The 24,076-nt window shown below is 63.7% G+C and carries 18 protein-coding genes and 1 pseudogene; 13 read left to right on the top strand and 6 right to left on the bottom strand.

From position 1 onward, the window contains the following. On the bottom strand, window positions 1-173 hold a 173-nt coding region (gene rpsB / locus ACTHNR_RS23335), incomplete at its 3' end, for a 30S ribosomal protein S2 (RefSeq protein ID WP_440550646.1). A 453-nt stretch (window positions 174-626) separates the two neighbouring features. On the opposite strand from rpsB, the gene map reads away from it, so the two are divergent. The 3 genes from map (at window position 627) to ACTHNR_RS23320 (ending at window position 5,622) form a co-directional block, all read left to right on the top strand. Then, a complete protein-coding gene (gene map / locus ACTHNR_RS23330) occupies window positions 627-1,433 on the top strand; it encodes a type I methionyl aminopeptidase (protein ID WP_440550643.1) in 807 nt (268 codons plus the stop codon). Between the two features lie 22 nt (window positions 1,434-1,455). Further along, a complete protein-coding gene (locus ACTHNR_RS23325; protein ID WP_440550642.1) occupies window positions 1,456-4,029 on the top strand; it encodes a [protein-PII] uridylyltransferase in 2,574 nt (857 codons plus the stop codon). Window positions 4,030-4,872: 843 nt separating this feature from the next. Further along, window positions 4,873-5,622: a pseudouridine synthase gene (locus tag ACTHNR_RS23320; RefSeq protein ID WP_440550640.1), complete on the top strand. Its 750-nt coding sequence runs from the start codon at window positions 4,873-4,875 to the stop codon at window positions 5,620-5,622. Window positions 5,623-5,772: 150 nt separating this feature from the next. Here the strand turns inward: ACTHNR_RS23320 and def are convergent, their stop codons facing one another. The 4 genes from def to smc all read right to left on the bottom strand — a co-directional run bounded on the left by def (window position 5,773) and on the right by smc (window position 13,266). Continuing rightward, window positions 5,773-6,306, bottom strand: a complete 534-nt coding sequence (def, locus tag ACTHNR_RS23315) for a peptide deformylase (RefSeq protein ID WP_440550638.1) — start codon at window positions 6,304-6,306, stop codon at window positions 5,773-5,775. Next, window positions 6,303-8,357 (bottom strand): NAD-dependent DNA ligase LigA, encoded by a 2,055-nt coding sequence (ligA, locus tag ACTHNR_RS23310; RefSeq protein WP_440550636.1) that lies wholly within the window; start codon window positions 8,355-8,357, stop codon window positions 6,303-6,305. Before ligA ends, def begins: the two co-directional genes overlap by 4 nt. Window positions 8,358-8,408: 51 nt before the next feature. Beyond that, complete coding sequence (locus ACTHNR_RS23305; RefSeq protein ID WP_440550634.1) at window positions 8,409-9,656, bottom strand: cell division protein ZipA C-terminal FtsZ-binding domain-containing protein; 1,248 nt, start codon at window positions 9,654-9,656, stop codon at window positions 8,409-8,411. Between the two features lie 91 nt (window positions 9,657-9,747). After that, window positions 9,748-13,266 (bottom strand): chromosome segregation protein SMC, encoded by a 3,519-nt coding sequence (smc, locus tag ACTHNR_RS23300; RefSeq protein ID WP_440550644.1) that lies wholly within the window; start codon window positions 13,264-13,266, stop codon window positions 9,748-9,750. Window positions 13,267-13,607: 341 nt separating this feature from the next. On the opposite strand from smc, the gene dapC reads away from it, so the two are divergent. The 7 genes from dapC (at window position 13,608) to cls (ending at window position 20,789) form a co-directional block, all read left to right on the top strand. Next, window positions 13,608-14,813 carry a succinyldiaminopimelate transaminase gene (dapC, locus tag ACTHNR_RS23295; protein WP_440550632.1) on the top strand — a complete coding sequence of 402 codons (1,206 nt, stop codon included), beginning with the start codon at window positions 13,608-13,610 and terminating at the stop codon, window positions 14,811-14,813. Between the two features lie 113 nt (window positions 14,814-14,926). Beyond that, window positions 14,927-15,754, top strand: coding sequence for a 2,3,4,5-tetrahydropyridine-2,6-dicarboxylate N-succinyltransferase (dapD, locus tag ACTHNR_RS23290; RefSeq protein WP_440550630.1), 828 nt, complete (start codon window positions 14,927-14,929; stop codon window positions 15,752-15,754). Beyond that, window positions 15,754-16,116: an ArsC family reductase gene (locus tag ACTHNR_RS23285; protein WP_440550628.1), complete on the top strand. Its 363-nt coding sequence runs from the start codon at window positions 15,754-15,756 to the stop codon at window positions 16,114-16,116. The genes dapD and ACTHNR_RS23285 overlap by 1 nt, the downstream gene beginning before the upstream one ends. Window positions 16,117-16,269: 153 nt before the next feature. After that, window positions 16,270-17,409, top strand: a complete 1,140-nt coding sequence (dapE, locus tag ACTHNR_RS23280; RefSeq protein WP_440550627.1) for a succinyl-diaminopimelate desuccinylase — start codon at window positions 16,270-16,272, stop codon at window positions 17,407-17,409. A 94-nt stretch (window positions 17,410-17,503) separates the two neighbouring features. Further along, window positions 17,504-18,391: a 50S ribosomal protein L3 N(5)-glutamine methyltransferase gene (gene prmB / locus ACTHNR_RS23275; protein ID WP_440550625.1), complete on the top strand. Its 888-nt coding sequence runs from the start codon at window positions 17,504-17,506 to the stop codon at window positions 18,389-18,391. A gap of 81 nt (window positions 18,392-18,472) precedes the next feature. Next, entirely contained in the window at window positions 18,473-19,192 is a 720-nt protein-coding gene (locus tag ACTHNR_RS23270; protein WP_440550623.1) for a lysoplasmalogenase, read from the top strand. Window positions 19,193-19,337: 145 nt separating this feature from the next. Then, window positions 19,338-20,789, top strand: coding sequence for a cardiolipin synthase (gene cls, locus ACTHNR_RS23265; RefSeq protein WP_440550621.1), 1,452 nt, complete (start codon window positions 19,338-19,340; stop codon window positions 20,787-20,789). Window position 20,790: 1 nt separating this feature from the next. Here the strand turns inward: cls and ACTHNR_RS23260 are convergent. Further along, window positions 20,791-21,029: pseudogene (locus ACTHNR_RS23260) on the bottom strand (hypothetical protein). A gap of 586 nt (window positions 21,030-21,615) precedes the next feature. On the opposite strand from ACTHNR_RS23260, the gene ACTHNR_RS23255 reads away from it, so the two are divergent. The 3 genes from ACTHNR_RS23255 to ACTHNR_RS23245 form a co-directional block, all read left to right on the top strand. Further along, window positions 21,616-22,503, top strand: coding sequence for an aKG-HExxH-type peptide beta-hydroxylase (locus ACTHNR_RS23255; RefSeq protein WP_440550620.1), 888 nt, complete (start codon window positions 21,616-21,618; stop codon window positions 22,501-22,503). Between the two features lie 17 nt (window positions 22,504-22,520). Continuing rightward, entirely contained in the window at window positions 22,521-23,591 is a 1,071-nt protein-coding gene (locus ACTHNR_RS23250) for an aKG-HExxH-type peptide beta-hydroxylase (RefSeq protein WP_440550618.1), read from the top strand. Next, on the top strand, window positions 23,588-24,076 hold a 489-nt coding region (locus ACTHNR_RS23245), incomplete at its 3' end, for a YcaO-like family protein (protein WP_440550617.1). The genes ACTHNR_RS23250 and ACTHNR_RS23245, both read left to right, overlap by 4 nt.

The following is a 24,076-nucleotide window of genomic DNA, read 5'->3' as shown; positions in this document are numbered from 1 at the left end:
TGACGCACGTACTTCAGCGCGTCGTTGTACATCGGCAGCGTCTTTTCGAGGTTGATGATGTGAATCTTGTTGCGATGACCGAAGATGAACGGGGCCATCTTGGGGTTCCAGAAGCGCGTTTGGTGACCGAAGTGGACGCCGGCTTCCAGCATTTGACGCATGGTAACTGCCATGAAATTCTCCGCGAGGGTTGGGTCTTAAGCCGGCTGCCGTACCGGCCGCGACGCGAATGCGCTCATCTCTGAGCGCTCGCTGACCGCGGCTCGGCACCCTGGGTGCGCCGGCTTGCGAATGAGTACGACCGGGGTGCTACCCGGAGTACTGCCTACAGCCGCGCCCGATCCCGCCCCGCATGGGCCTACCCCATGCAAGTTCGATTCCCGAACGCGACTAGCCCGAAAGTATATCACGCAAGGCTACAAGCTCTCAAGCCGCCCTCCCGCCGGAACCACGCCGCCCGCGTTTCGAGCAACGCGCCCCGCAGCGCCGTAATGAAACACGCACGGATCGGCGCCAAGCTCCGCCACGGCAAGCATATGGTGCGATAATCGAGATATTGGCTGGACTCCAGAACTGCCCCCATTTGTTGAGGGCTACGCCATCTATACCGTTTCAGGCTCGCATCCATGGCTATTACGATTAAAAACGAAGACGACATCGCGAAAATGCGCGTGGCGTGCCGTCTCGCGAGCGAGGTGCTCGATTACATCACCCCGTTCGTCAAGCCCGGCGTGACGACCGCCGAGCTCGACCGGCTCTGCCACAACTACATGCTCGACGTGCAGGGCACGGTGCCCGCGCCGCTGAACTACCAGCCGCCCGGCTATCCGCCCTACCCGAAAGCCACCTGCATTTCGGTCAACGACGTGATCTGCCACGGCATTCCGGGCGACAAGATCGTCAAGGCGGGCGACGCCCTGAACATCGACATCACGGTCATCAAGGACGGATATTTCGGCGATACGAGCCGGATGTTCATTGCCGGCGAAGGTTCGATCCTCGCCAAGCGGCTCGTTCAAACCACCTACGAATGCATGTGGCTCGGCATCGAGCAAGTGCGCCCTGGTGCGCGCCTCGGCGACATCGGCCATGCGATCCAGCGGCACGCGGAGGCAAGCGGTTACAGCGTCGTGCGCGAATACTGCGGCCACGGCATCGGCACCGTGTTTCACGAGGATCCGCAGATCCTGCACTACGGCCGCCCCGGCACGGGTCTCGAGTTGCAAAAAGGCATGATCTTCACGATCGAGCCGATGATCAACGCCGGCCGCCGCGACATTCGCACCATGCCCGATCAGTGGACCGTCAAGACGAAGGATCGCAGTCTATCGGCCCAATGGGAGCACACGGTGCTCGTGACCGACACGGGATACGACGTTTTGACGGTGTCCGCCGGCTCGCCGGCCAAGCCGTCGATCGCGGTCGCGGCATAAGCCCGGATCGCCGCCGCCTTTTATGAGCGAGACCGCCGTCATCGCCGATCCCGCATCGGTCAAGGCCGACTATCGCGCCGCCAAGGTCGATCTGCTCGCCCGGTTCAAATCCGCGAGCCGCGTCGATGCGCTGATGCAAACGCTGTCGCGCACGACCGACGAGGCGCTCGTGCGCGCTTGGCAAGCTTGCGAGCTGCCTGCATCGAGCGCGCTCGTCGCCGTCGGCGGCTATGGCCGGGGCGAACTCGCGCCCTTCTCCGATATCGACATCCTCGTCCTGTTGCCCGATAACGCGCCGCCCGAGCTCGACGCGCGCATCGAGCGCTTCATCGGCATGGCATGGGATCTCGGGCTCGAACTCGGCAGCAGCGTGCGGACCGTCGCGCAATGCATAGAGGAAGCGGCCAACGACATCACCGTGCGCACCTCGTTGCTCGAAGCGCGGCGCATCACCGGCAGCACGACGCTGTTTCAGCGGGTCGTGCTGCGGCTGAACGAGACGCTCGACGCCCGGGCGTTCTTCCAGGCCAAGGTGCTCGAGATGCGCCAGCGCCATGCGAAGTTTCAGGACACGCCCTATAGCCTCGAGCCGAACGTGAAGGAAAGCCCCGGCGGCTTGCGCGATCTGCAGCTGATCCTATGGATCGCGCGCGCGGCGGGCTTCGGACGCAGTTGGCGCGAGCTCGACGAGCGCGGCCTCATCACGGCGCGCGAGGCGCGCGAACTGCGTCGCAACGAGTCGTTCCTCAAGATGCTGCGCGCCCGGCTGCACGTGATCGCCGGGCGACGACAGGACGTGCTCGTCTTCGACCTGCAGACGGCGGCGGCGGAAAGCTTCGGCTACGAGGCGACTCAGGCCAGGCGCGCGAGCGAGCAGCTCATGCGGCGCTATTACTGGGCGGCGAAGGCCGTGACGCAGCTCGCGACCATCCTCATCCAGAACATCGAGGCGCAGCTCTTTCCTCGCACGAGCGGCATCACGCGCGTGCTGTCGGAGCGCTTCGTCGAAAAGCAAGGGATGATCGAAATCGCCAGCGACGACGTGTTCGAGCGCACGCCCACGGCGATTCTCGAAGCGTTTCTGCTTTACGAGAAGACGCCGGGCACGAAGGGGCTGTCGGCCCGCACGCTGCGTGCGCTCTACAACGCGCGCGAGATCATGGACACGCGCTGGCGGCGCGCCCCCGAAAACCGCCGGCTGTTCATGGACATTCTGAAGCAGCCGCAAGGCATCACGCACGCGCTGCGGCTCATGAATCAGACGAGCGTGCTTGGCCGGTATCTGCTCAACTTCCGGCGCATCGTCGGACAGATGCAGCACGACCTGTATCACGTCTATACGGTCGATCAGCACATCCTCATGGTGCTGCGCAACCTGCGCCGCTTCGCGCTCGCCGAGCATGCGCACGAGTACCCGTTCTGCAGCCAGCTCATGGCCAACTTCGAACGGCAATGGGTGCTCTACGTCGCTGCGCTGTTCCATGACATTGCAAAAGGCCGCGGCGGCGATCACTCGATGCTTGGCATGGCGGACGCCCGCCGCTTCTGCCGCGAGCACGCGATAGCGAGCGACGATATGGCGCTCGTCGTCTGGCTCGTGCAACATCACCTGACCATGAGCCAGGTCGCGCAAAAGCAAGACACGAGCGATCCGGAAGTGATCAAGCATTTCGCCGAACTCGTCGGCGACGAGCGGCGCCTCACGGCGCTCTACCTGCTGACCGTGGCCGATATTCGCGGTACGAGCCCGAAAGTCTGGAACACGTGGAAAGGCAAACTGCTCGAGGATCTCTATCGGATGACGCTGGCCGTCCTCGGCGGCGCGCGGCCGGACGAACACTCCGAACTCAAGACGAGGAAAGAGGAAGCGCTCGCGCTGCTCCGGCTCGAAACCGTGCCCGAGAACGCTCATCGCGCGCTGTGGGACGAGCTCGACGTCGGCTATTTCCTGCGCCACGACGCGGCCGACATCGCCTGGCAAACGCGCGTGCTCTACCGGCATGTGCGTACCGACGCGCCGATCGTGCGCGCTCGGCCCTCGCCCATCGGCGAGGCGCTGCAGGTGCTCGTCTATGTGCAGGACCGGTCCGACCTGTTCGCCGGCATCTGCGCCTACTTCGACCGCAACGGTCTGTCGGTGCTCGATGCGCGCATCAGTACGACGCGTCACGGCTATGCGCTCGATAACTTCATCGTCGCGCATACCGAGCATGACGACGTGCACTATCGCGACATCGCCAATCTCGTCGAGCAGCAGCTCGCCGCGCGGCTTTCGTCCGACGCGCCGCTGCCGGAGCCTTCCAAGGGCCGCCTCTCGCGGCTTTCTCGTACGTTTCCCATCACCCCGCGCGTCGACTTGCGAGCCGACGAGCGGGGCCAGTACTACATCCTGTCCGTGTCGGCCAATGACCGGCCAGGGCTTCTTTATTCGATCGCGCGCGTGCTGGCGGAGCATCGGGTCGGCGTCCATGCGGCGCGGATCAATACGCTCGGCGAGCGCGTCGAGGACGTGTTCCTGCTTGACGGACGCGGCCTTTCCGACAGCCGATTGCAGATTCAGGTGGAAACCGAGCTGCTGCGCGCGATCGCCGTGTGAGACTTTATGCGCGTCAAACTGACAGCCAAGCATCCGCGTCCGGCATCGCCGGAACGCGCCCCCGTTCGCGCAGGCAGCCCGTCTGCGCGCAAGACCCCGCGCACCTGGGACGCTGAACGTCCCGCTCCGGCGGCCAAGGCGGCCTCGCCGCGCGCGGGCGGCAAGCCGGCTGCCTCCGGCGCCGCACCGAAAAAGCGCGACGGCGCCGCTGCGAAACCCCGAACGGGCGCGGCGTCGCAGGCGCCGCGCACGCGCTCGACCGAGCAACGGGGCACCGAGCGCCGCACCGCGGAGCGTCGCGGAGAAGACGCGCCGCGCGCCGTCGAGGGCCGCGGCAATCGTGCCTCGGGCGACGACCGCGGGCGCGGCGCACGTACTGTGAACTCCGAGCGCGGTCGAGGCGGGCAGGACGAACGCCGGGCGCGTACGGAGCGCGGCGACAAGCACAACGAGCGCCCATCGCGCGCGGAGCGCGGCCCGCGACCGGCGGGCAGCGCCGCCCGGCCCTCGCGAAGCGCCGCGTCGAGCCCGGCTGGAGCCGGCGCACGCAAAATCGCCCGCCCCGTCAAAGCCGACACTTCATCGGCGAGCACGCCCGCCGCACGGCGCGACGCCTCGTCTTTCTCGCGCTCGGGTCCGGCGAAAACCGGAAATCGAGAGCGGCCCGCGACCGGCGCGGCGCGCGGCCGACCTCTTGCCGGCGGCCGGGCTTACGCGCCCGACAGCAAAGACAAGGCGCCAGCCAGAGCGAAGCCGGCGTCCGCCCGCGCGTCTGAACCGTCGAAACCGGTGGCCGCCCGCGCCGACACCAGCCCGGAAACCGCTACCCGTGCGGACGGCTCGATGCGTCTGTCGAAGCGGATGTCCGAACTGGGGCTGTGCTCGCGCCGCGAAGCGGACGAGTGGATCGAAAACGGATGGGTGCGCGTCGACGGCGAACGCGTCGATACGTTGGGCTCGCGCGTGCGGCCCGATCAGCATATCGAGGTCACGAAAGACGCCCACGCGGCGCAATCGCGCCAAGTCACCATCGTTCTGCATAAGCCCGTAGGCTATGTGTCCGGGCAAGCGGAAGACGGCTACGAGCCGGCCATCACGCTCATCACGGCCGACAACCATTGGGAAAACGATCGGGCGACTACGCGCTTCACGCCGAGTCACCTGCGAGCGCTCGCACCGGCGGGACGGCTCGACATCGATTCGACCGGCATGCTCGTATTGACGCAGGACGGTCGCATCGCGAAGCAGTTGATCGGCGAGCATTCGACGGTGGAAAAGGAATACTTGGTTCGCGTCACCTACGGCGAGCGCACGACCGACATCGACCAGCACTTTCCCGCCGACAAGCTCGCGCTGCTGCGCTTCGGGCTCTCGCTCGACGACGCCCCGCTCAAGCCTGCCAAGGTCAGCTGGCAAAACGGCGAGCAACTGCGTTTCGTCCTGCGAGAAGGCAAGAAACGGCAGATCCGCCGCATGTGCGACCTCGTGGGCTTGCACGTCGTCGGCCTGAAGCGTGTACGCATGGGCCGCGTCGCGCTCGGCGCGCTGCCTCAGGGGAAATGGCGGTATTTGTTGCCCGACGAAGCCTTCTGATCGCGCCGATCGGTCGGCTAGCCGGCTGGCCGCTCGCACTTCGACCGAAGAATCCCCTAAGCAAAAACGACGACGCCCGCTTCTAGCGGGCGTCTTGCATGGCGGGATCGACAAGCGCGGCGGCCTTCACGCCAACGGCCCCCAAGCCGTTCAATCGTCGATATTCGGATCGAGATCGGGGAACAACACTTCCGTGAAACCGAATTTCGAGAAATCCGTGATGCGCATCGGATAGAGCTTGCCGATCAAATGGTCGCACTCGTGCTGAACCACGCGCGCATGGAAGCCTTCGGCGACGCGGTCGATTGGCTGCCCATATTGATCGAAGCCGTGATAACGGATCATCGAGAAGCGATTCACGACGCCGCGCATGCCCGGCACCGACAAGCAGCCTTCCCACCCCTCTTCCATGTCTTGCGAGACGGGGGTGATGGTCGGATTGATCAGGACCGTCTCGGGCACGGGAGGCGCGTCCGGATAGCGGTCGTTATGGCCGAACCCGAAAATGACCAGTTGGAGATCGACGCCGATCTGCGGCGCCGCGAGCCCCGCGCCGTTCGCATGATGCATCGTTTCGAACATGTCGGCGATCAGCGCGTGCAGTTCGGGCGTATCGAAATGCTCCACCGTTTGGGCGATGCGCAGCAAGCGTGGATCGCCCATCTTGAGAATGTCACGAATCATGGGTTGCCACCCTCCAATAGCTTGCGCATACCGTCTTCGTCGAGAATCGCGACGCCGAGTTCCTCAGCCTTCGCCAGTTTGCTGCCGGCTTCAGTGCCCGCCACCACGTAATCGGTCTTTTTCGATACCGAACCGGCCACTTTCGCGCCGGCCGCCTCTAACATTTCCTTGGCTTGCTCGCGCGAAAGCGTAGGCAACGTGCCGGTCAGCACGACCGTCTTGCCGGCCAGCACACCTTGCGGCGCGCGCGGCGCCGGCGGCCCCTCCGGCCACGTAACCTTGCCCGGCGCCCGCAGTTGCTCTATCACGTGCCGGTTATGCTCTTCGGCAAAGAACTGATGGATCGACTCGGCTACCACCGGCCCAACACCCTCCACTTCCATCAACGCCTCGATCGACGCCTCCATGACCGGATCGAGCGAGCCGAAATGACGGGCGAGATCCTTGGCCGTCGATTCGCCGACATCGGGAATGCCGAGCGCGAAGATGAACCGGGCGAGCGTCGTTTGCTTCGCTTTCTCGAGCGAGTCCACCAGATTTTGCGCCGATTTGTCGGCGAACCGGTCGAGCGCGGCGAGCGTCGAGAAACCGAGGTTGAACAGATCGGCCGGCGTGCGCACGAGGTTCTGCTCAACCAACTGGTCGATGATCTTTTCGCCGAGACCGTCGATATCGAGCGCGCGACGCTGGGCAAAATGCTCGAGCGCCCGCTTGCGCTGCGCCGGACAGACGAGCCCGCCCGTGCATCGCGCCACGGCTTCGCCAGGTAGCCGCTCGATGGCGGAGCCGCATACCGGGCATTCGGTCGGCATCACGAACGCCTGAGCGCCGGGCGGGCGCCGTTCGAGCACCGGACCCACGACCTCGGGGATGACGTCGCCGGCCCGACGCACGATGACCGTATCGCCCGAACGCAGATCCTTGCGATGCACTTCGTCTTCGTTGTGCAGCGTGGCGTTCGTCACCGTCACACCGCCGACGAAAACCGGTGCAAGCCGCGCGACGGGCGTGATCGCCCCCGTACGGCCTACATTGACGCCGATGTCGATGAGTTCGGTCAGAGCTTCCTCGGGCGGGAACTTATGCGCAAGCGCAAAACGCGGCGCACGCGAGACGAAGCCCAGCACGTCTTGGTCGGCACGGCGGTTGACCTTGTAGACAACGCCGTCGATGTCGTAGGGCAAACTTTTGCGCTTTTCGCCGATCCGGCGGTAGAACTCGAGCAGTTCCTCCGCGCCGCGTGCGACCTCGCGCTCGACGCATACGGGTAAGCCGAGTTCGATGTACCAATCGAGCACGGCGTCATGCGTATCGGGCATCGCCATGCCTTCGAGCGCGCCGATCCCGTACGCGAAAAACGACAACGGCCGTTGCGCCGTGATGCTCGAATCGAGCTGACGCAGGCTACCCGCGGCCGCATTGCGCGGATTGGCGAATTCGCGCTGACCGGCCTCGCGCTGCCGCTCGTTCAACCGGTCGAAATCGCGGCGAAACATCAGCACTTCGCCACGCACCTCGAGCACGCGCGGAATGCGATCGCCCTTCAGACGCAACGGAATCGAACGCACCGTGCGAACGTTTTGAGTCACGTCTTCGCCGGTCGTGCCGTCGCCGCGCGTGGCCGCCTGAACGAAGCGGCCATCCTCATAGCGCAAAGCAATAGCCAGGCCGTCGAATTTCAGCTCGCATGAATATTCGACCGATGCGCGATCGAGCTGGTCGCTCACGCGCTTGTCGAAGGCAGTCACGTCTTCGTCCGTGAAGCCGTTGTTCAGCGAGAGCATGGGCAGCGTGTGAACGACCGGTGCGAAGCCGCTCGCCACTTGCCCGCCGACACGCTGGGTCGGCGATTCGGGCGTGATGAGATCCGGATGCTCGGATTCGATCGATTGCAGTTCGGCGTATAACCGGTCGTACTCGGCGTCCGGAATTTCCGGATGGTCGAGCACGTAGTACTGGTAATTCGCCCGCTCGAGTTCGACGCGCAGCCAGGCGGCGCGGTCGGCCGGCTGGTCGGCGCTCGGAGGCGGGTCGGCGTGCTTGCGAGCCATGTCGTTGGTGTTGTTGTCGTTGCGTGCTTGCTTGTCGTCTGCCGCTGCGCGTTATTGGCTGAACAGGCGCCGCGTTGCCGGCGACCCGGCAGGAATACCGGCTTCCTCGAGCCGCGCGTACAGCGTCATCAGCTGCTTCTCGATTGCGAGCAGCGCTTGTTCGGGCAACGGCCGCCGCTGATCGTCCACGACGCGCCCGCCAATGCGTTCGGCCAACGACTTGGCGTAGTCGCACATGAGGCGGAACGGCAAGATGTCTTCCTCGGCAACGGGCACATCGAGGATCAACGTGATCATCTGCCCGCCCTTGTACGTGAGGTCGTCGCGCAAGAAGTTCGTGTCGCCGAACTGCAGCATGAAGACGGGGCTTTGATTGGCGTCGAGCTTGACGAAGCGCGTACCGTCGCGCGAAAGCAGCAGGCCGTCTTGCGAGGCCACCGCCTGCACGTAGTTGGCGGACCACGGCGCGCCGTCGGACAGCACGTTGATCGATAGTTGCGCGTCGCATTGCGCGGCGAACCCGTCGAGTTCGCGCGCCATCGAAACCGTTTCGAGCATGTCGGGGAACTCGGGCGCCCCGTCGATGGCATCGGCCAGTTGCTGCACGCCCGATACGAATTCCGAAAACTCGAGTTCGTTGAGCGCGCCGCCGCGATTGGCGAGCTGGACAGCCGCGCGCAGTTCTTCATAACGCTGCGCGTTTTGCAGCAGCTCCCATGCGCTGCCGCCTTCGGGCTTGCCTTCGATGTAGACCGGCTTGCTCCCCGCCCGGCGCAGCCGCTGGGCGAGCGGCGACGCCTTCTCGCCGGAGATTGGGCCCGACAGACGAATCGGCACGACGCAGTCGATGCGGCGATCGACGATGTGCGGCGGCGCGGCCGAGATCGTCGTCGCAGCAGGCGCCACGGTTTCGCCCGCTTGCTCGGCAGGCGCTTGCGCGGTGGGCGCCACGGCCGACGCCGATTCCGGCGTGAACCCGTTGGGCGTGGTCGTTTCGGCCTGGATGTCGGCCGGAATATCGAGCGGCGCGGAAGCGCCGAAGCTTGGTTCAATACGCGCGGTCTCGCTCTCGCGCGCCGCATCGGACGCCGCCGGTTCGCGCCGCGCACCCGCGCGCGCAGGCTCGATGAACGGCCGCTCTTCCTCGTGGTCGTGGCGCGCGAGGCCTTGCTCGGTATCCGTCGGCATCGGCCGCGGCATCTTGCGGCGCACCTTGGCGCCCTGCCACGCGTTGTACACGACCACTCCTCCCACCACCACGGCGCCTGCGCCGATCAATCCGAGTGTCAACTCGTCCATGCACGCTCCATGAAGCATTCCTGTTTCGCGGCCCAGGCCCGCGGCGCGGCAGCCGTGTCAAACGGCTCGCGCCCGCATGGCGGGCCGCACGTTAGACGGTATTCTGGGCGAAACCGGCAGCCGTTTCCATGTCGACGGCGACGATGCGCGAAACGCCTTGCTCTTGCATCGTGACGCCGATCAGCTGCTGCGCCATTTCCATCGCGATCTTGTTGTGCGAAATGAACAGGAACTGCGTCTTGTCCGACATCGCGCGCACGAGGTTCGCGAAGCGTTCGGTATTGGCGTCGTCGAGCGGTGCATCGACTTCGTCGAGCAAGCAAAACGGCGCCGGATTGAGCTGGAACATCGCGAACACGAGCGCGGTGGCCGTCAGCGCCTTTTCCCCGCCCGAAAGAAGGTGAATCGTCGAATTTTTCTTGCCGGGCGGCTGCGCCATCACTTGAACGCCGGCGTCGAGAATTTCGTCGCCCGTCATGATGAGCTTGGCTTGACCGCCGCCGAACAGACGCGGAAACAGCTCGCCGAAATGCCGATTGACCTCGTCGAACGTGCCTTGCAGCAGCGTGCGCGTTTCCTGGTCGATCTTGCGGATCGCATCCTCGAGCGTTTCGATCGCGCGCGTCAAATCCTCCGATTGCGCATCGAGGAACGTCTTGCGCTCCTTCGCCGCCGCGAGCTCGTCCAGCGCCGCCATGTTGACGGGCCCGAGCGCCGTGATCGCGTTGTTGATGCGTGTGACTTCGCCCTGCAGATACGAGGGTTTCATGTCGGCGGTGAGCTTTTCCTGCAACTGCGCCTCATCGACGCCGGCCGCTTGGAGCTGCTCGATGAACTGCTCGCCCGCGATACGCGCGGCCTGCTCCTTCAACTGCAGCTCGGTGATGCGGTCGCGCAGCGGCTGCAGCGACCGTTCCGCCGTCAATCGCGTTTCGTCGGCCTGGCGCAGCTTCGCCGTCAGATCGTCGAGTTCGTGACGCGCGGCGGACAGCGCCTGCTCCTTTTGGGCGCGCACTTCGAGCGCCTCTTGCAGACCCGTGTGCGTCGTCTGTTCGTTGATCGTTTCGAGTTCGGCGCGCGCGTCTTCGAGCGAGCCCGCCACGCGCTCGCTTTGCTCGTGCGCGACCTGGATGCTGCGCTTGAGTTCGTCGATGCGGGCCGCCATGTTGCGCGCGGCGAAGCGCGCGTCCGCGGCGGCACGTTCGAGATCGCGGGCGTGCGTGCGCGCGGCCGACAGCGTCTCGTCGAGCGATTCGAAGGCGAGCTGATTGTCCTCGAAGCGCGCCTGCAGCTGAGCGAGTTCCTCGTCGTGACGCTCGAAATTCGCTTCCGATTCGGCGCGCTGGGCGCGCTGCTCGTCGATCTGCGCCGCGATTTCCTCGAGTTCCTCGCGAATCTGCGTGCTGCGCTGCGTGTAGCGCTCGTGCGCTTGCGTGAGCTTGAGCACCTCGAGCTGCAGCGCGTGCACCCGCTGCGTGGCGCGTTCGACTTGAGCGCGCGCATCGGCGAGCGCCTGCGACGCCTGCGTGTGCGCGGCCTCGGCGCGGATGGCAGCCGTTTTCGCTTCGTCGGCCAGCAGCGTCTGGGCGCGCAACTGGCGCGTGAGGTTCTCGATTTCCTGTTGGCGCGCGAGCATGCCGGCTTGCTCGGAATCCGCCGCGTACAACTGCACCCCGACGCGCGTAACGACGTGCCCGGCCTTGACGACGAGCGTGGCCCCTTCCGGCAGTTGGGCACGCATGGCGAGCGCCTGCGTCAAATCGTCGGCGACATACGTCTGGCCCAGCCACTCGTTCAACACGGCCCGCAACCCGGCATCGTCGATGCGCACGAGCGATACGAGCGGCGTCAACCCCGCCGGCGCCTCGCGCGGCGCGCCCGCCGAAGGCGGCGCGTAGAACGCGAGCTTGGCGGGCGGCGCGTCGCTGGCGAATGCGCGCACCCAGTCGAGGTTCGAAATCTCCAAGGCGGCGAGCCGCTCGCGCAACACCGATTCGAGCGCCTGCTCCCAGCCCGCCTCGACATGCAGCTTTTTCCACAACCGCGGCAACCCCGCAAGTTCGTGCTTGTCCAGCCAGGGCTGAATCTTGCCCTCGGTTTGCACGTTTTCCTGAAGCTGCTTGAGCGCGACGAGACGTGCTTCCAACTGGTGAGTCTGCGCACTCTCGCTCTGGACGCGCTCTTGGGCGGCGAGACGCTCGGCCTCCGTGCGCGGCAGCGCCTCTTGGGCTTGCTCCAGCCGCGCCTGCGCTTCGTTCAAGATTTCTTCTTGCTCGGCCAACTGCATCCGCTGCTCTTCGAGCTGCGCTTCGTCGGGCGCGTCCAGCCCGCCCGCCTCGGCCTTGAGCCGCTCGTGACGCTGCTGCAGCTGCTGCAATTGCTGATCGGCGTTGCGCTGATGCGCGGCCTCGAGCTTGATCGCCTGCTCGGTCTGAGCGATGCCCGCGCGCTCCTCGTTCAACTGCGTTTGCGCGTCGCGCCAGCGCGCTTCGAGCGCAGGCAGCTCGTCGTGCTTGGCGGCCGCGCTCTCTTCGGCCAGCGCGGCCTTTTCCTCGGCCACGGCCAGTTGTTCCTCGGCTTCCTCAAGATCGCCCCGGGCCTTCTCCGCCTGGGCTTGCCACTGCTCGCGCTGCGCCGTCAACGCGGCGATCTGCGCTTGCACGCGATTGCGCGATTCGATGACGAACTTGATCTCGGCTTCGAGCCGGCTCACCTCGGCGTTGGCTTCGTAGAGCGAGCCCTGCGCGCCTTGCATGGCGTCGCTCGCGGCATAGTGCGCCACACGCAGCGTTTCCAGATCGGCCTCGACCTCGCGCAACTTCGCCATCTGGGCTTCCAGATCGATCTGCGCCTCGGCGATCGCGCGCTGCTGACGGCCTTGTTCGGCGGCCGCTTCGTTCTTGCGCAGCAGCCACAGAAGCCTCTGTTTCTCTTCGCCCTCGGTCTGCAGCGTCTTGAACTTCGTCGCGACGATGGCCTGGCCCTCGAGTTTTTCGAGATTCGTGCCGAGTTCGCGCACGATGTCTTCGACACGCGTGAGGTTTTCACGCGTGTCGTGCAGCCGGTTCTCGGTTTCGCGCCGGCGCTCCTTGTACTTCGACACGCCCGCGGCTTCCTCGAGGAATACGCGCAGCTCTTCGGGCTTCGCCTCGATGATGCGAGCGATCATGCCCTGACCGATGATCGCGTACGCGCGAGGCCCGAGCCCCGTGCCGAGGAAGATGTCTTGGATGTCGCGCCGGCGCGCCGGCAAGTTGTTGATGTAGTAGCTCGACGTCCCGTCGCGCGTGAGCACGCGCTTGACGGCGATTTCGGAGTACTGGCCCCACTGGCCCGCCGCCCGTCCGTCCGCATTGTCGAATACGAGCTCGACGCTGGCCCGGCTGCCGGGCTTGCGCGCGGTCGAACCGTTGAAGATGACATCCTGCATCGACTCGCCGCGCAGCTCCGAGGCGCGCGACTCGCCGAGCACCCAGCGCACGGCGTCGATGATGTTCGATTTGCCGCATCCGTTCGGACCGACCACGCCGACGAGCTGGCCCGGGACCTGGAAATGCGTGGGATCGACGAAGGACTTGAAACCAGCGAGTTTGATCGAAGTCAGACGCACGGCGATATCGCTGTTTTGATGGAGGTCGAACAAAAACGCGGCCGGCCTGCCGCTCGCGCGCGACACCCCGGCGGTCAAACCGAACCGCGGGCGCCATGCGCGGCTAACCGCCGCCGCGATGCTTTTGAGGTCGCGAAACGCACGCGCCGGTGGCGCCGGGCGCGTGTGTCGCGAGCAAGTGGCAATCATACCATCGCCTACTGGCCGCGCCGCCGCGAAAGCCGCCCGCTCGGGGATCGGCGCCCGGCCGGCGCGCGCACCGCAAGCTATAATGACGCCCTTTTCCCGCAAGAGGGCCGCGCGCGAGGCGTGGACCTCGCAACCTGCCCGCCGAACCCGACGTGAATCCGCTACTCGACCGTCTCCAGCCCTATCCGTTCGAAAAGCTGCGCGCGCTGTTCAAGGACGCGACGCCGAGCGCCGACCTGCCGCACATCAGCTTCGGCCTGGGCGAGCCCAAACACGCGACGCCCGCGCTGATCCGCGAGGCCATTGCCGCCTCGCTCGACGGCTTGTCGAACTACCCGGCCACGATCGGCTCGGCCGCGCTGCGCGAAGCCATCGCCGGGTGGGCGATGCGCCGCTACGGCCTGCCCGCGCTCGATCCGGCCACGCAAGTGCTGCCCGTGTCCGGTTCGCGCGAAGCGCTGTTCGCGCTCGCGCAAACGGTCGTCGACGGCACGCGGCCCGGCGCGGTGGTGCTGTGCCCGAACCCCTTCTATCAGATCTACGAGGGCGCCGCGGTGCTCGCCGGCGCCGAGCCCTATTTCGCCAACAGCGACCCGGCGCGCAATTTCGCGTGCGATTACGCCGCGGTGCCGAACGAGCTATGGGCGCGCACGCAATTGCTCTACGTCTGCTCGCCCGGCAATCCGACCGGCGCCGTGCTGACGCTCGAGGACTGGCGCGAACTGTTCGCACTGTCGGACAAGCACGGGTTCGTGATCGCGTCCGACGAATGCTATTCGGAAATCTACTTCGACGAAGCGAAGCCGCCGCTCGGCGCTCTCGAAGCGGCACACCGGCTCGGCCGCGGCTTCGAGCGGCTCATCATGCTCTCCAGCTTGTCCAAGCGCTCGAACGTGCCCGGCATGCGCTCGGGCTTCGTGGCAGGCGACGCCGAACTGCTCAAGCGCTTCCTGCTGTATCGCACGTACCACGGCTCGGCCATGTCGCCCGTCTACCAAGCGGCCAGCGTGGCCGCCTGGAGCGACGAGGCGCACGTGCTCGAGAACCGCGCGAAATACGTCGCGAAGTTCTCGGCGGTCACGCCGATGCTCGCCGACGTCCTCGATGTGCGGCTGCCCGACGCGGCCTTCTACCTTTGGGCGAATGTCGAGCGCACGGGGCTGACCGATACCGAGTTCGCCCGGCGCTTGTACGCCGACTATAATCTGACCGTCCTGCCCGGCTCATATCTGGCGCGTACCGCGCACGGCGTGAACCCAGGCCGCAATTTCGTCCGCATGGCGCTCGTCGCCGACGTGAACGAGTGCGTCGACGGCGCCAAACGCATCGTCGATTTCTGCCGCGGTCTCGCGCGCTGACCGGCGCGTCGAAGCCCCTGGCGGTGGGTTCGGGCCGCGCCTGTCGCGGTCGGAACCGCTTCGGCCCAACCGTCATTTCCCGACCTCAGACTTCTTTTAGCGAAACTACCGACATGTCGCAACACATTCAGCAAATCATCGACACCGCCTGGGAAAACCGCGCCGAACTATCGCCGAAGGCCGCGCCCGCCGAAGTGCGCGACGCCGTGGCCCACGCCATCGAGCAACTCGACAAGGGCCAGCTTCGCGTCGCCGAAAAGAAGGACGGCCAATGGGTCGTCAACCAATGGCTGAAAAAGGCCGTGCTGCTGTCGTTCCGTCTGGAAGACAACGTGCCGATGCCGGCCGGCGGCTATTCGCAGTTCTACGACAAGGTGCCCTCGAAGTTCGCCAACTACACGGCCGAGGATTTCGCGGCCGGCGGCTTTCGCGTCGTGCCGCCCGCCATCGCGCGCCGCGGCTCGTTCATCGCCAAGAACGTCGTGCTGATGCCGTCGTACACGAACATCGGCGCCTACGTAGACGAAGGCACGATGGTCGATACCTGGGCGACGGTCGGTTCGTGCGCGCAGATCGGCAAGAACGTGCACCTGTCGGGCGGCGTCGGCATCGGCGGCGTGCTCGAGCCGCTGCAGGCCAACCCGGTCATCATCGAGGACAACTGCTTCATCGGCGCGCGCTCGGAAGTCGTCGAAGGCGTGATCGTCGGCGAGAACTCGGTCATTTCGATGGGCGTGTACCTCGGCCAAAGCACGAAGATCTACGATCGCGAAACGGGCGAAGTGACCTACGGCTACGTGCCGCCGGGCTCGGTCGTCGTGGCCGGCAACCTGCCCTCGAAGGACGGCTCGCACAGCCTGTACTGCGCCGTGATCGTCAAGAAGGTCGATGCGAAAACGCGCGCGAAGGTTGGCCTGAACGAGCTGCTGCGAGGCGACTGATGAGCGCCGCACGCACCGTCGTCTACGGCATTCCGAACTGCGACACCGTCAAAAAGGCGCGTACGTGGCTCGAAACGCACGGCGTGGCGTTCGAGTTCCACGACTTCAAGAAGGCCGGGCTCACCGCCTCGCTCGTCAAAGGCTGGCTCGCCGACGTCCCCCTAGACGTACTGGTGAATCGCCGCGGCACGACCTGGCGCGGCTTGCCCGACAATGCGAAGGCGGCCGCCGACACGCAGCAAGGCGCGATCGCCTTGATGGTCGAAAAGCCTTCGGTGGTGAAACGGCCGGTGCTCGTCGTGGACGGTCGCGTGAAGTCGGTCGGCTTTTCCGCCGATGAATACGCGACGCTGTTCGCGTAGCGTCGTACAGCTTGGTGCGCGGCGCGGGTTAGCCGTTCGGCCGACTCCACATCCGCGCCAAGCCGCGCAACAATACGAGCATTGCCTGCCGGCGAGATGAAGCCGGCATTTTTTTATCCCTTATCCCGTCACGCAACGGTGGTCACCCATCCCATGTCCGGCACCCTCGCCCTTACCGAAGAACTGATCGCGCGCGCCTCGGTCACCCCCGACGATCAGCATTGCCAAAAGCTCCTGATCGAGCGGTTGGAAGCCGCGGGCTTCGTTTGCGAGACGATCGAATCGCACGGCGTCACGAATTTGTGGGCCGTCAAGCGCGGCGCCGACGGCGCGCGCGGCAAGCTGCTCGCATTCGCAGGCCACACCGACGTGGTGCCGACGGGCCCGCTCGAACAATGGACTTCCCCGCCGTTCGTGCCGACCCACCGCGACGGCAAACTCTATGGCCGCGGCGCCGCCGATATGAAAACGTCGATTGCCGGCTTCATCGTGGCCAGCGAAGAGTTCATCGCCGCGCACCCGGATCACCGCGGTTCGCTCGCGTTCTTGATCACGAGCGACGAGGAAGGCCCCGCGACCGACGGTACCGTGAAGGTCGTGCAAGCGCTGCAGGCACGCGGCGAAACGCTCGATTACTGCATCGTCGGCGAACCGACGTCGACCGACACGCTGGGCGACGTCGTCAAGAACGGCCGGCGCGGCTCGATGTCGGGCAAGCTCGTCGTCAAGGGCGTGCAAGGCCATATCGCCTACCCGCACCTTGCCCGCAATCCGATCCATTTGCTGGCGCCGGCGCTGGCAGAGCTCGTGGCCGAGCACTGGGACGAAGGCAACGAATACTTCCCGCCCACTACGTGGCAGGTGTCGAATCTGCACAGCGGCACGGGCGCGAGCAACATCATCCCCGGCCGCGCCGAACTCCTGTTCAACTTCCGCTTTTCGACGGCCAGCACCGTCGACGGCTTGCAGCAGCGCGTGCATGCGATTCTCGACAAGCACGGGCTCGACTACGATCTGGATTGGACCGTCAGCGGGCTGCCCTTCCTGACGCCGCGCGGCGATCTGTCCAACGCGCTGGAGCGGGCGATCAAGGACGAAACGGGCGTGACGACCCAGCTGTCGACGACCGGCGGCACATCCGACGGCCGCTTCATCGCGCGCATCTGCAAGCAAGTCGTCGAATTCGGCCCGCCGAACGGCAGCATTCACAAGATCGACGAACACGTCGAACTCGCGTTTATCGAGCCGCTGAAGAATATTTACCGGCGCGTGCTGGAAACGCTGATCGCCTGATGCCCGACCGTTTTCTCGCGCTCGGCGTGCTTCACGTACCTTCAGCCGCTATCGCCACGTTGGCCCATTTCACCTCGCACCCGGAGACGCCGCGATGACCACGCCCTTCCTCACTGTCCGCGACTTGCTGCGCTACGCGGTCTCGCGCTTTACCGAAGCGCAGCTCGCCTTCGGTCACGGCAGCGTCAGCGCCTATGACGAAGCCGCTTACCTGATTCTCCATACGCTGCACTTGCCGCTCGACGTGCTCGATCCGTTCCTCGACGCACGCTTGCTCGACAAGGAAATCGACGCCGTGCTGCACGTCATCGAGCGCCGCGCCACGGAACGCGTTCCGGCGGCCTACATCACACAAGAAGCGTGGATGCATGGCATGCGGTTCTACGTCGACGAGCGCGTCATCGTGCCCCGCTCGTTCATCGGCGAGCTGCTGGAAGACGGTCTGCAACCCTATGTCGCCGATCCGGACGAAGTGAGCGCCGTGCTCGAACTGTGCACGGGGTCCGGCTGCCTCGCGATATTGGCGGCCCATGCCTTTCCGAATGCCGATATCGACGCCGTCGATATTTCAGCCGACGCGCTCGCGGTTGCCCGCATCAACGTGGCCGACTACGAGCTCGACGATCGGATCGCGCTGTTCGAAGGCGATTTGTTCGCGCCGCTGCCGGAACGCCGCTACGACGTCATCATCGCGAACCCGCCGTACGTGAATAGCGACTCGATGCAGGCCCTGCCGCCCGAGTACCGGCACGAACCCGAGCTGGCGTTGGCGGGCGGGGCGGACGGCATGGACGTCGTGCGCCGCATCATCGGCGAAGCCCGCAACTGGCTGACCGAGAATGGCGTGCTCGTCGTCGAGATCGGCAACGAGCGAGCGAACGTCGAAGCGGCATTCGGCGGCCTCGACCTTACGTGGTTGTCGACGAGCGGCGGCGACGACAGCGTCTTCCTGATCCAAGCCAGCGACTTGCCGGCAGTCTGACGTCTTCACCCAAAGGGGGGCGATGCATCATCATCGATCCCTGACGCTCGATCCGGCATTCTCGACAGAGACGTTCGCTCAATGTCCGCTCACGAACCGCCCCCAGCGGGCGGCAACGACGACGAAAGGCTCCGCACCGAAGGCATCGACAGCCCGTTATCGCAAACACGGCGGCTGTGGCTGATCGCGGCCGGCGCGGGGCTCGCATACGGCATCTCGCTGCGCGACGCGCCTTATCCGGATCAAGCCGCCGCCAAGGTGCTGATGTGCGCCCTGCTGTTTCTGGCTGCCGCGCGCCACGAGCCGATGCGCGAAAGGCTGCGGCTGATGGCCGCGCTTGCGGCGTCCGCTCTCGGCGATGCGCTGCTCGCGTTGCCGCAGCTCTCGTTTTCGTTCGTCGGCGGGCTCGGCGCATTCCTGGTTGCGCACCTCGCCTATTGCGCGCTGCTCGCGCCGCGCGCCGCGCGCGCGAAAGGCTGGCGCCGCATCGCCGTCCCCCTCGTTTGGGTAGCGGCCGCCGCAATGTATGCCGTCTTCTTCCCGAATTTGGGGGCGCTGGCGGTACCGGTCGCCGCCTATATGCTTGCCTTGTGCGCCATGGCTAGCCTCGCGCTGCTCGCTCGCCGGGGCGGTCCCTCGCTACCGCTCGGCGGGCTCTTATTCGTCGCTTCCGATGCGATGATCGGCATCGACCGCTTCGTTGGCGCGTTTCCGGGCAGCGGCTATGCGATCTGGTTTTCGTATGCGCTCGCGCAAGTCGCCATTTCGTCCGGCGTTCTACTTTGTGACCACGATTTGTAACAGAACCGTCGATATGTTGCGATCGCACGCCCGGTACAAGCGTTAGCCCCACCTTATCGTCTGTCGTTCTGTAAGATGCGAACTGATCGCGCCCCAGACAGCGGGGCCGCGCAAGGACGACGTCACGACGCCTGCTCATCCGCACATGCACTTCGATTGGCTCTCTCTCGGTAGCCTGATCTTCCTCGCCCACGCGCTCGGCGTGATCGCGGCCGGTCACGCCATCCTCAACACCCGCACGTCGCAGGGCGCCATCGCCTGGGCGGTCTCGCTCGTCGCGGTGCCCTACGTCACCTTGATCCCGTATCTGTTTCTGGGCCGCAGCAAGTTCTCGGGTTACGTCGATAAGCGTCGCATCGAGAGTGAACTGCTGCGCACGCACGCGCATCCGAGCGCTTGGGACACGAGCGCCTCCTCGACGGGCCGCCCGGCCGAGGCGCTCGGCCACCATGTCGTGCGCGCGCTGACGGGGCTCTCGGGCATGCCGTTCCTGCCCGGCAACGCGGTGCGCACGCTCGTCAACGGAGACGCGACCTTCGCCGCGATTCTCGACGCGATCGAAAAGGCGCGCCACTATGTGCTCGTCCAGTTCTTTATCGTGCGCGACGATTCGCTCGGCGACATGTTGAAGTCGCTCCTCCTGGCGAAGGCGGCACAAGGTGTGCGGGTGTGCTTTCTCTATGACAGCATCGGCAGCTTCGACCTACCGCAGCGCTACGTCTCCGCGTTGATTGCGGGCGGCGTCGAGATGCATCCCTTCGCGACGAATCGGCGCTTCGTGAACCGCTTCCAGCTCAACTTCCGCAATCATCGGAAGATCGTCGTGGTCGACGGCGAACGCGCGTTCATCGGCGGGCACAACGTCGGGGTCGAATATTTGGGCGCCAATCCGCGCCTCTCGCCTTGGCGCGACACGCATATCGAAGTGCGCGGGCCCGTCGTCGCCAGCGTGCAGTTCGTCTTCATCGAGGATTGGCACTGGGCCACGCAACGCTTGCCGGAGCTCGAACCCTCGCAGGCGGAGCAACCCGAAAGCGTGGGCGACGCCGACATGCACTGTCTCGTTGTCGCACCCGGCCCGGCCGACAAGGAGGAAACCGGCTCGCTGTTCTTCGTCGAAGCGATCAACGCCGCCCAAACCCGAATCTGGATTACGACGCCCTACCTTATCCCCGACGAGGCCGTGTTTTCGGCGCTGCGTCTTGCCGTCATGCGCGGCGTCGACGTGCGTATCTTGATCCCGAGCCGCCGCGACCACTACGTCGTGTTCGAGGCGTCCAAGCTTTACGCCTACGATCTCGTGCGCGCGGGGGTGCGTATCTTCCGCTATGGGCCTGGCTTCCTGCATCAGAAAGTCGTGCTGATCGACGATGTGGCCGCGGCCATCGGCAGCGCCAATCTCGACAATCGCTCGTTCCGCCTGAACTTCGAAATCATGGTGCTGACGATCGACCATGCCTTCGCCGCCGAGGTCGAAGCGATGCTCGAACACGATTTCAAGCAAGCGTGGGAAGTCGATCGCAGCGAATATCGCGACGCGCCGGCGCTGCGGCAAGTGCTCATGCACGTGGCGCGGTTGTTTTCGCCGATTCTTTAGGTCAGAGCCGCGCGTCGATACCGGCGGCGATTTCTTCCGGCTTCGTTTTCGGCGCGTACCGCTTGACGACCTCGCCGTCGCGGTCGACCAGGAACTTCGTGAAATTCCATTTGATGGCCTTCGTGCCGAGGATGCCTCGCCGCTCGATCGTACAGCTGCTGCAGCCCCGCATATTGCGGTGAACCCGCACTCGCTGACCGTATTGGCGATGAGCAGCGCCCAGCCACGATAGCAGTCCAGGCGAACTCATAGCAAGTCCGCTCGGTTCTCCCTCGGGGTATGCCGCCTCGCGCGCGACATCAGGCAACAAGTTCCGCGTCCTATCTGCGCAGATAGGGATTATTACATTTTGTTTACATTCCAACCATGAGTGACCTATATTGCTCTGGACGGCTTCCCCAGCCGTCGAATATTCATCCCTTTAAGGAGTAGAAGAATGAACGAAGCGCCGACGGACGAAGGTCAAGTAATTTTTAATCTAGATAGTGACGAGATTTTCGAAACAGCCCTTGCGACACAAGAGCGCTCCATCGTCGCCAATACATAATCTGGCATGTCGGGCAGGCTCCTCGGCGCCTGCCCGCATCCATGTATAGTCTTTTCAAAAATGACTGAGATAGACAACGCGCAATCAACCGACGCACTAACTGCCCTTATCCCAGGCATCAATCCGGATGCGGCCAGATCGCGCAAACTTAGAACCAATTACGATAATCGGGTTAAGGGCAGCCTCATAGTCTTAATTCGCGAATGCACGAAAACGCTTAGCACATTCGCTCCCGAGCAAGCGATGCTAGTGAGTCGGTGGGGTCGGCTAACGCCTCGCATGCACTACTTACATCATATCCTGCAATCTGCTATGCGAAGGCAATGTGTCGCAACCGTCGAACATACGCTTTCTCAGATTATCACAGAAGCCACGGTTTCCAAGCATGTTCATGATGCCGCGTCCGTCACCTCACTAGGCACCGGCGATTGGGAGCGCTTTGCTCAGTTCGAAGGGACAAAGCTGTCTGATCTCGAGCAAGGGCGAAACGATACACCCTGTCCCGTCACCGCCGATGATCTAGTTAAATGTAAGCGGCATATCTTCCAAGCCCTAGAAACGGTAGCGACCGTTGATAGGGAGATGTACGGAGAAATTATCGAGCATGTTAATGAAATCAAGCTATTTAACAGCGGCGTCACCCAGGGATTCAGCGATAAGAGAACGATGGGTGCCATCTTTATCCGACCACCGCACCCGAGCAGCGACGCATTGCATTATTTCTACGAACAACTGATTCATGAAATGTCTCATCTACAGTTGCATTGCATGCTTTCCATCGATCCTCTAATTTCAGGCGATCGATATCGGCTGGTGACATCCCCACTTAGGTCTGACCCACGTCCTCTCTTCGGCGTTTTGCATGCTACATATGTGTCCGCGAAACTGGCTAATGCATTTTTTGGACTCTATCAGCACAATATGGACCAATCCACTCTGTGCTATTTGGCCCAGATTCTTGACGAACTCGCCGCCGGCATCGATCGCTTGAAGGAATCCTCGCTGACCTCGTCGGGCCAAACCCTGGTCGACAGCATGGCGCATCTGGGCCTTCGCATAGCTCTGGATCAAGCGTGGTCGTCGTTCGACCTCCACGCGCCAAGGCTGCATAGGAGAACGCGGAAATGGGTTACCCACGGCCGGCTAAGCCGGCTACGTTCGACTTAACCGGTAAAACCACTCTCATGAAGAACGAATTTCTCCCCACTTCGGAAGCAACTCGAAACGCGCTGGAAGCACACTCCGGCAGGATCCGGCGAAGCATCGTCCATTTGCTGGAGGTCATCCAAAGCTCGGCCGGAGTCGCACACCCGGAAATTGGCACAGTCATCGAAGTTGCCCGCCGATCCACTCAATTTCGCCCAGAGACCCACTTCTATCACAACAAACTAATTTCCGCGATGAGGTGTCAACACCCGGATGCGGCCGAAATGACTTACCAGAAACTCGCCCACTCATTAATCGGCACAAAGGACAGCAGCGCAATACGCATTGCAAGCATTGGGACAACCGACTGGGAGGACGCGGTTCTCGGCAGCGCCGTTGAAATCGCTTCCGTAGAAACCGGTCAGACTGCCTGTGCCAAACCGCTTTCACCAGATGAATTTGCCGAGCAGAGCGCCAATCTCCGTGCGGGATTGGATGTCATTCGGTTACATCATCTCTCCATGTATTTCGAACTAACTACACTGGTCCAGTCGATAAAGCTTTTCTCCGGAAAAATTACCCAAGGGTTGACCGACACGCGCGCCTTCGGGGAAATCTACGTGCGCATCCCTCGTCAATGCGTCGCCCCGGTGCCGTACTACGTGGAGCATGTGGTGCACGAAGCTTCGCACACGTATTTGAACTGCCTCATGGCGGACGACGCAATTGTCCTCAACGAAGCCGGTGAAAAGTACATATCGCCACTGCGCAAGGATCTGCGCCCTATGTACGCCGTCTACCATGCGACGTTTGTCGCCGCGCGTATGGCGCTCACCTTCAAGACAATCTTTGAGAGTACTGATGACCCGCACTGGGCGAAGCTACTAGCGGAAGTCTCTGATGAGACAGCGCGCGGAATCGAGACGATAAGCAAATCCGGAGTTTTGACCCTCCGCGGACAGGCAATATTTAGCGAGATAAATAAATTATTAAATGAAATTTCGACCATGCAAATATGGCAATACTTCGATTTCAAGCAAGTGCGACCGCATCGCGGCGGTGCCGGTGTCGCGCAACATTCCACTTTTCAAGCCTTCTTGAACCCATGATGACGATCGATGACATTGCAGTTATTGCTCGCACACATACTGCCGAGAGTAGCCTGGTTCCGGGCCTCTGGTTATCTCGTAGCGCCGTAGCGTTGCGTTCCCACTGCGGCAGCATGCTGCCAGTATTCGGATTTGCAACAGATTTCGATGCGGCGCTCAGCCGCCGCAAATCCATTTTCGAACTGGTCGAACACCTGGCTTTTCATCCATACAAACCGGTACTTTCAAATCACACCGAAGTTCTGAAACACTCCAACGGTCAATGGGAGAAAGCCTTGGATTGCTCTATAGATAGCCTGCTGCTCGGCGCGTTAAATTTCGGCGAAATCCTGCACGGCAATGGTTGCTCTGTCCATACCAGCCTTTACCAGGCGGCAAATCACGCTGAAAACGAAGTCTTAGAACGACATTATTGCTGTGACATGTGGTACAACCGCATCGTTCGGCCGAGACCACTCGCTATAGAAATTCTATTTAATGAAAAA

Origin of the sequence: Trinickia sp., assembly GCF_051954495.1 — a bacterium.
In the GTDB taxonomy this organism is placed as follows: Bacteria; Pseudomonadota; Gammaproteobacteria; order Burkholderiales; family Burkholderiaceae; genus Trinickia.
The sequence above is the reverse complement of the archived record's forward strand: the minus strand, read 5'-3'. Positions and strand labels throughout refer to the sequence as shown.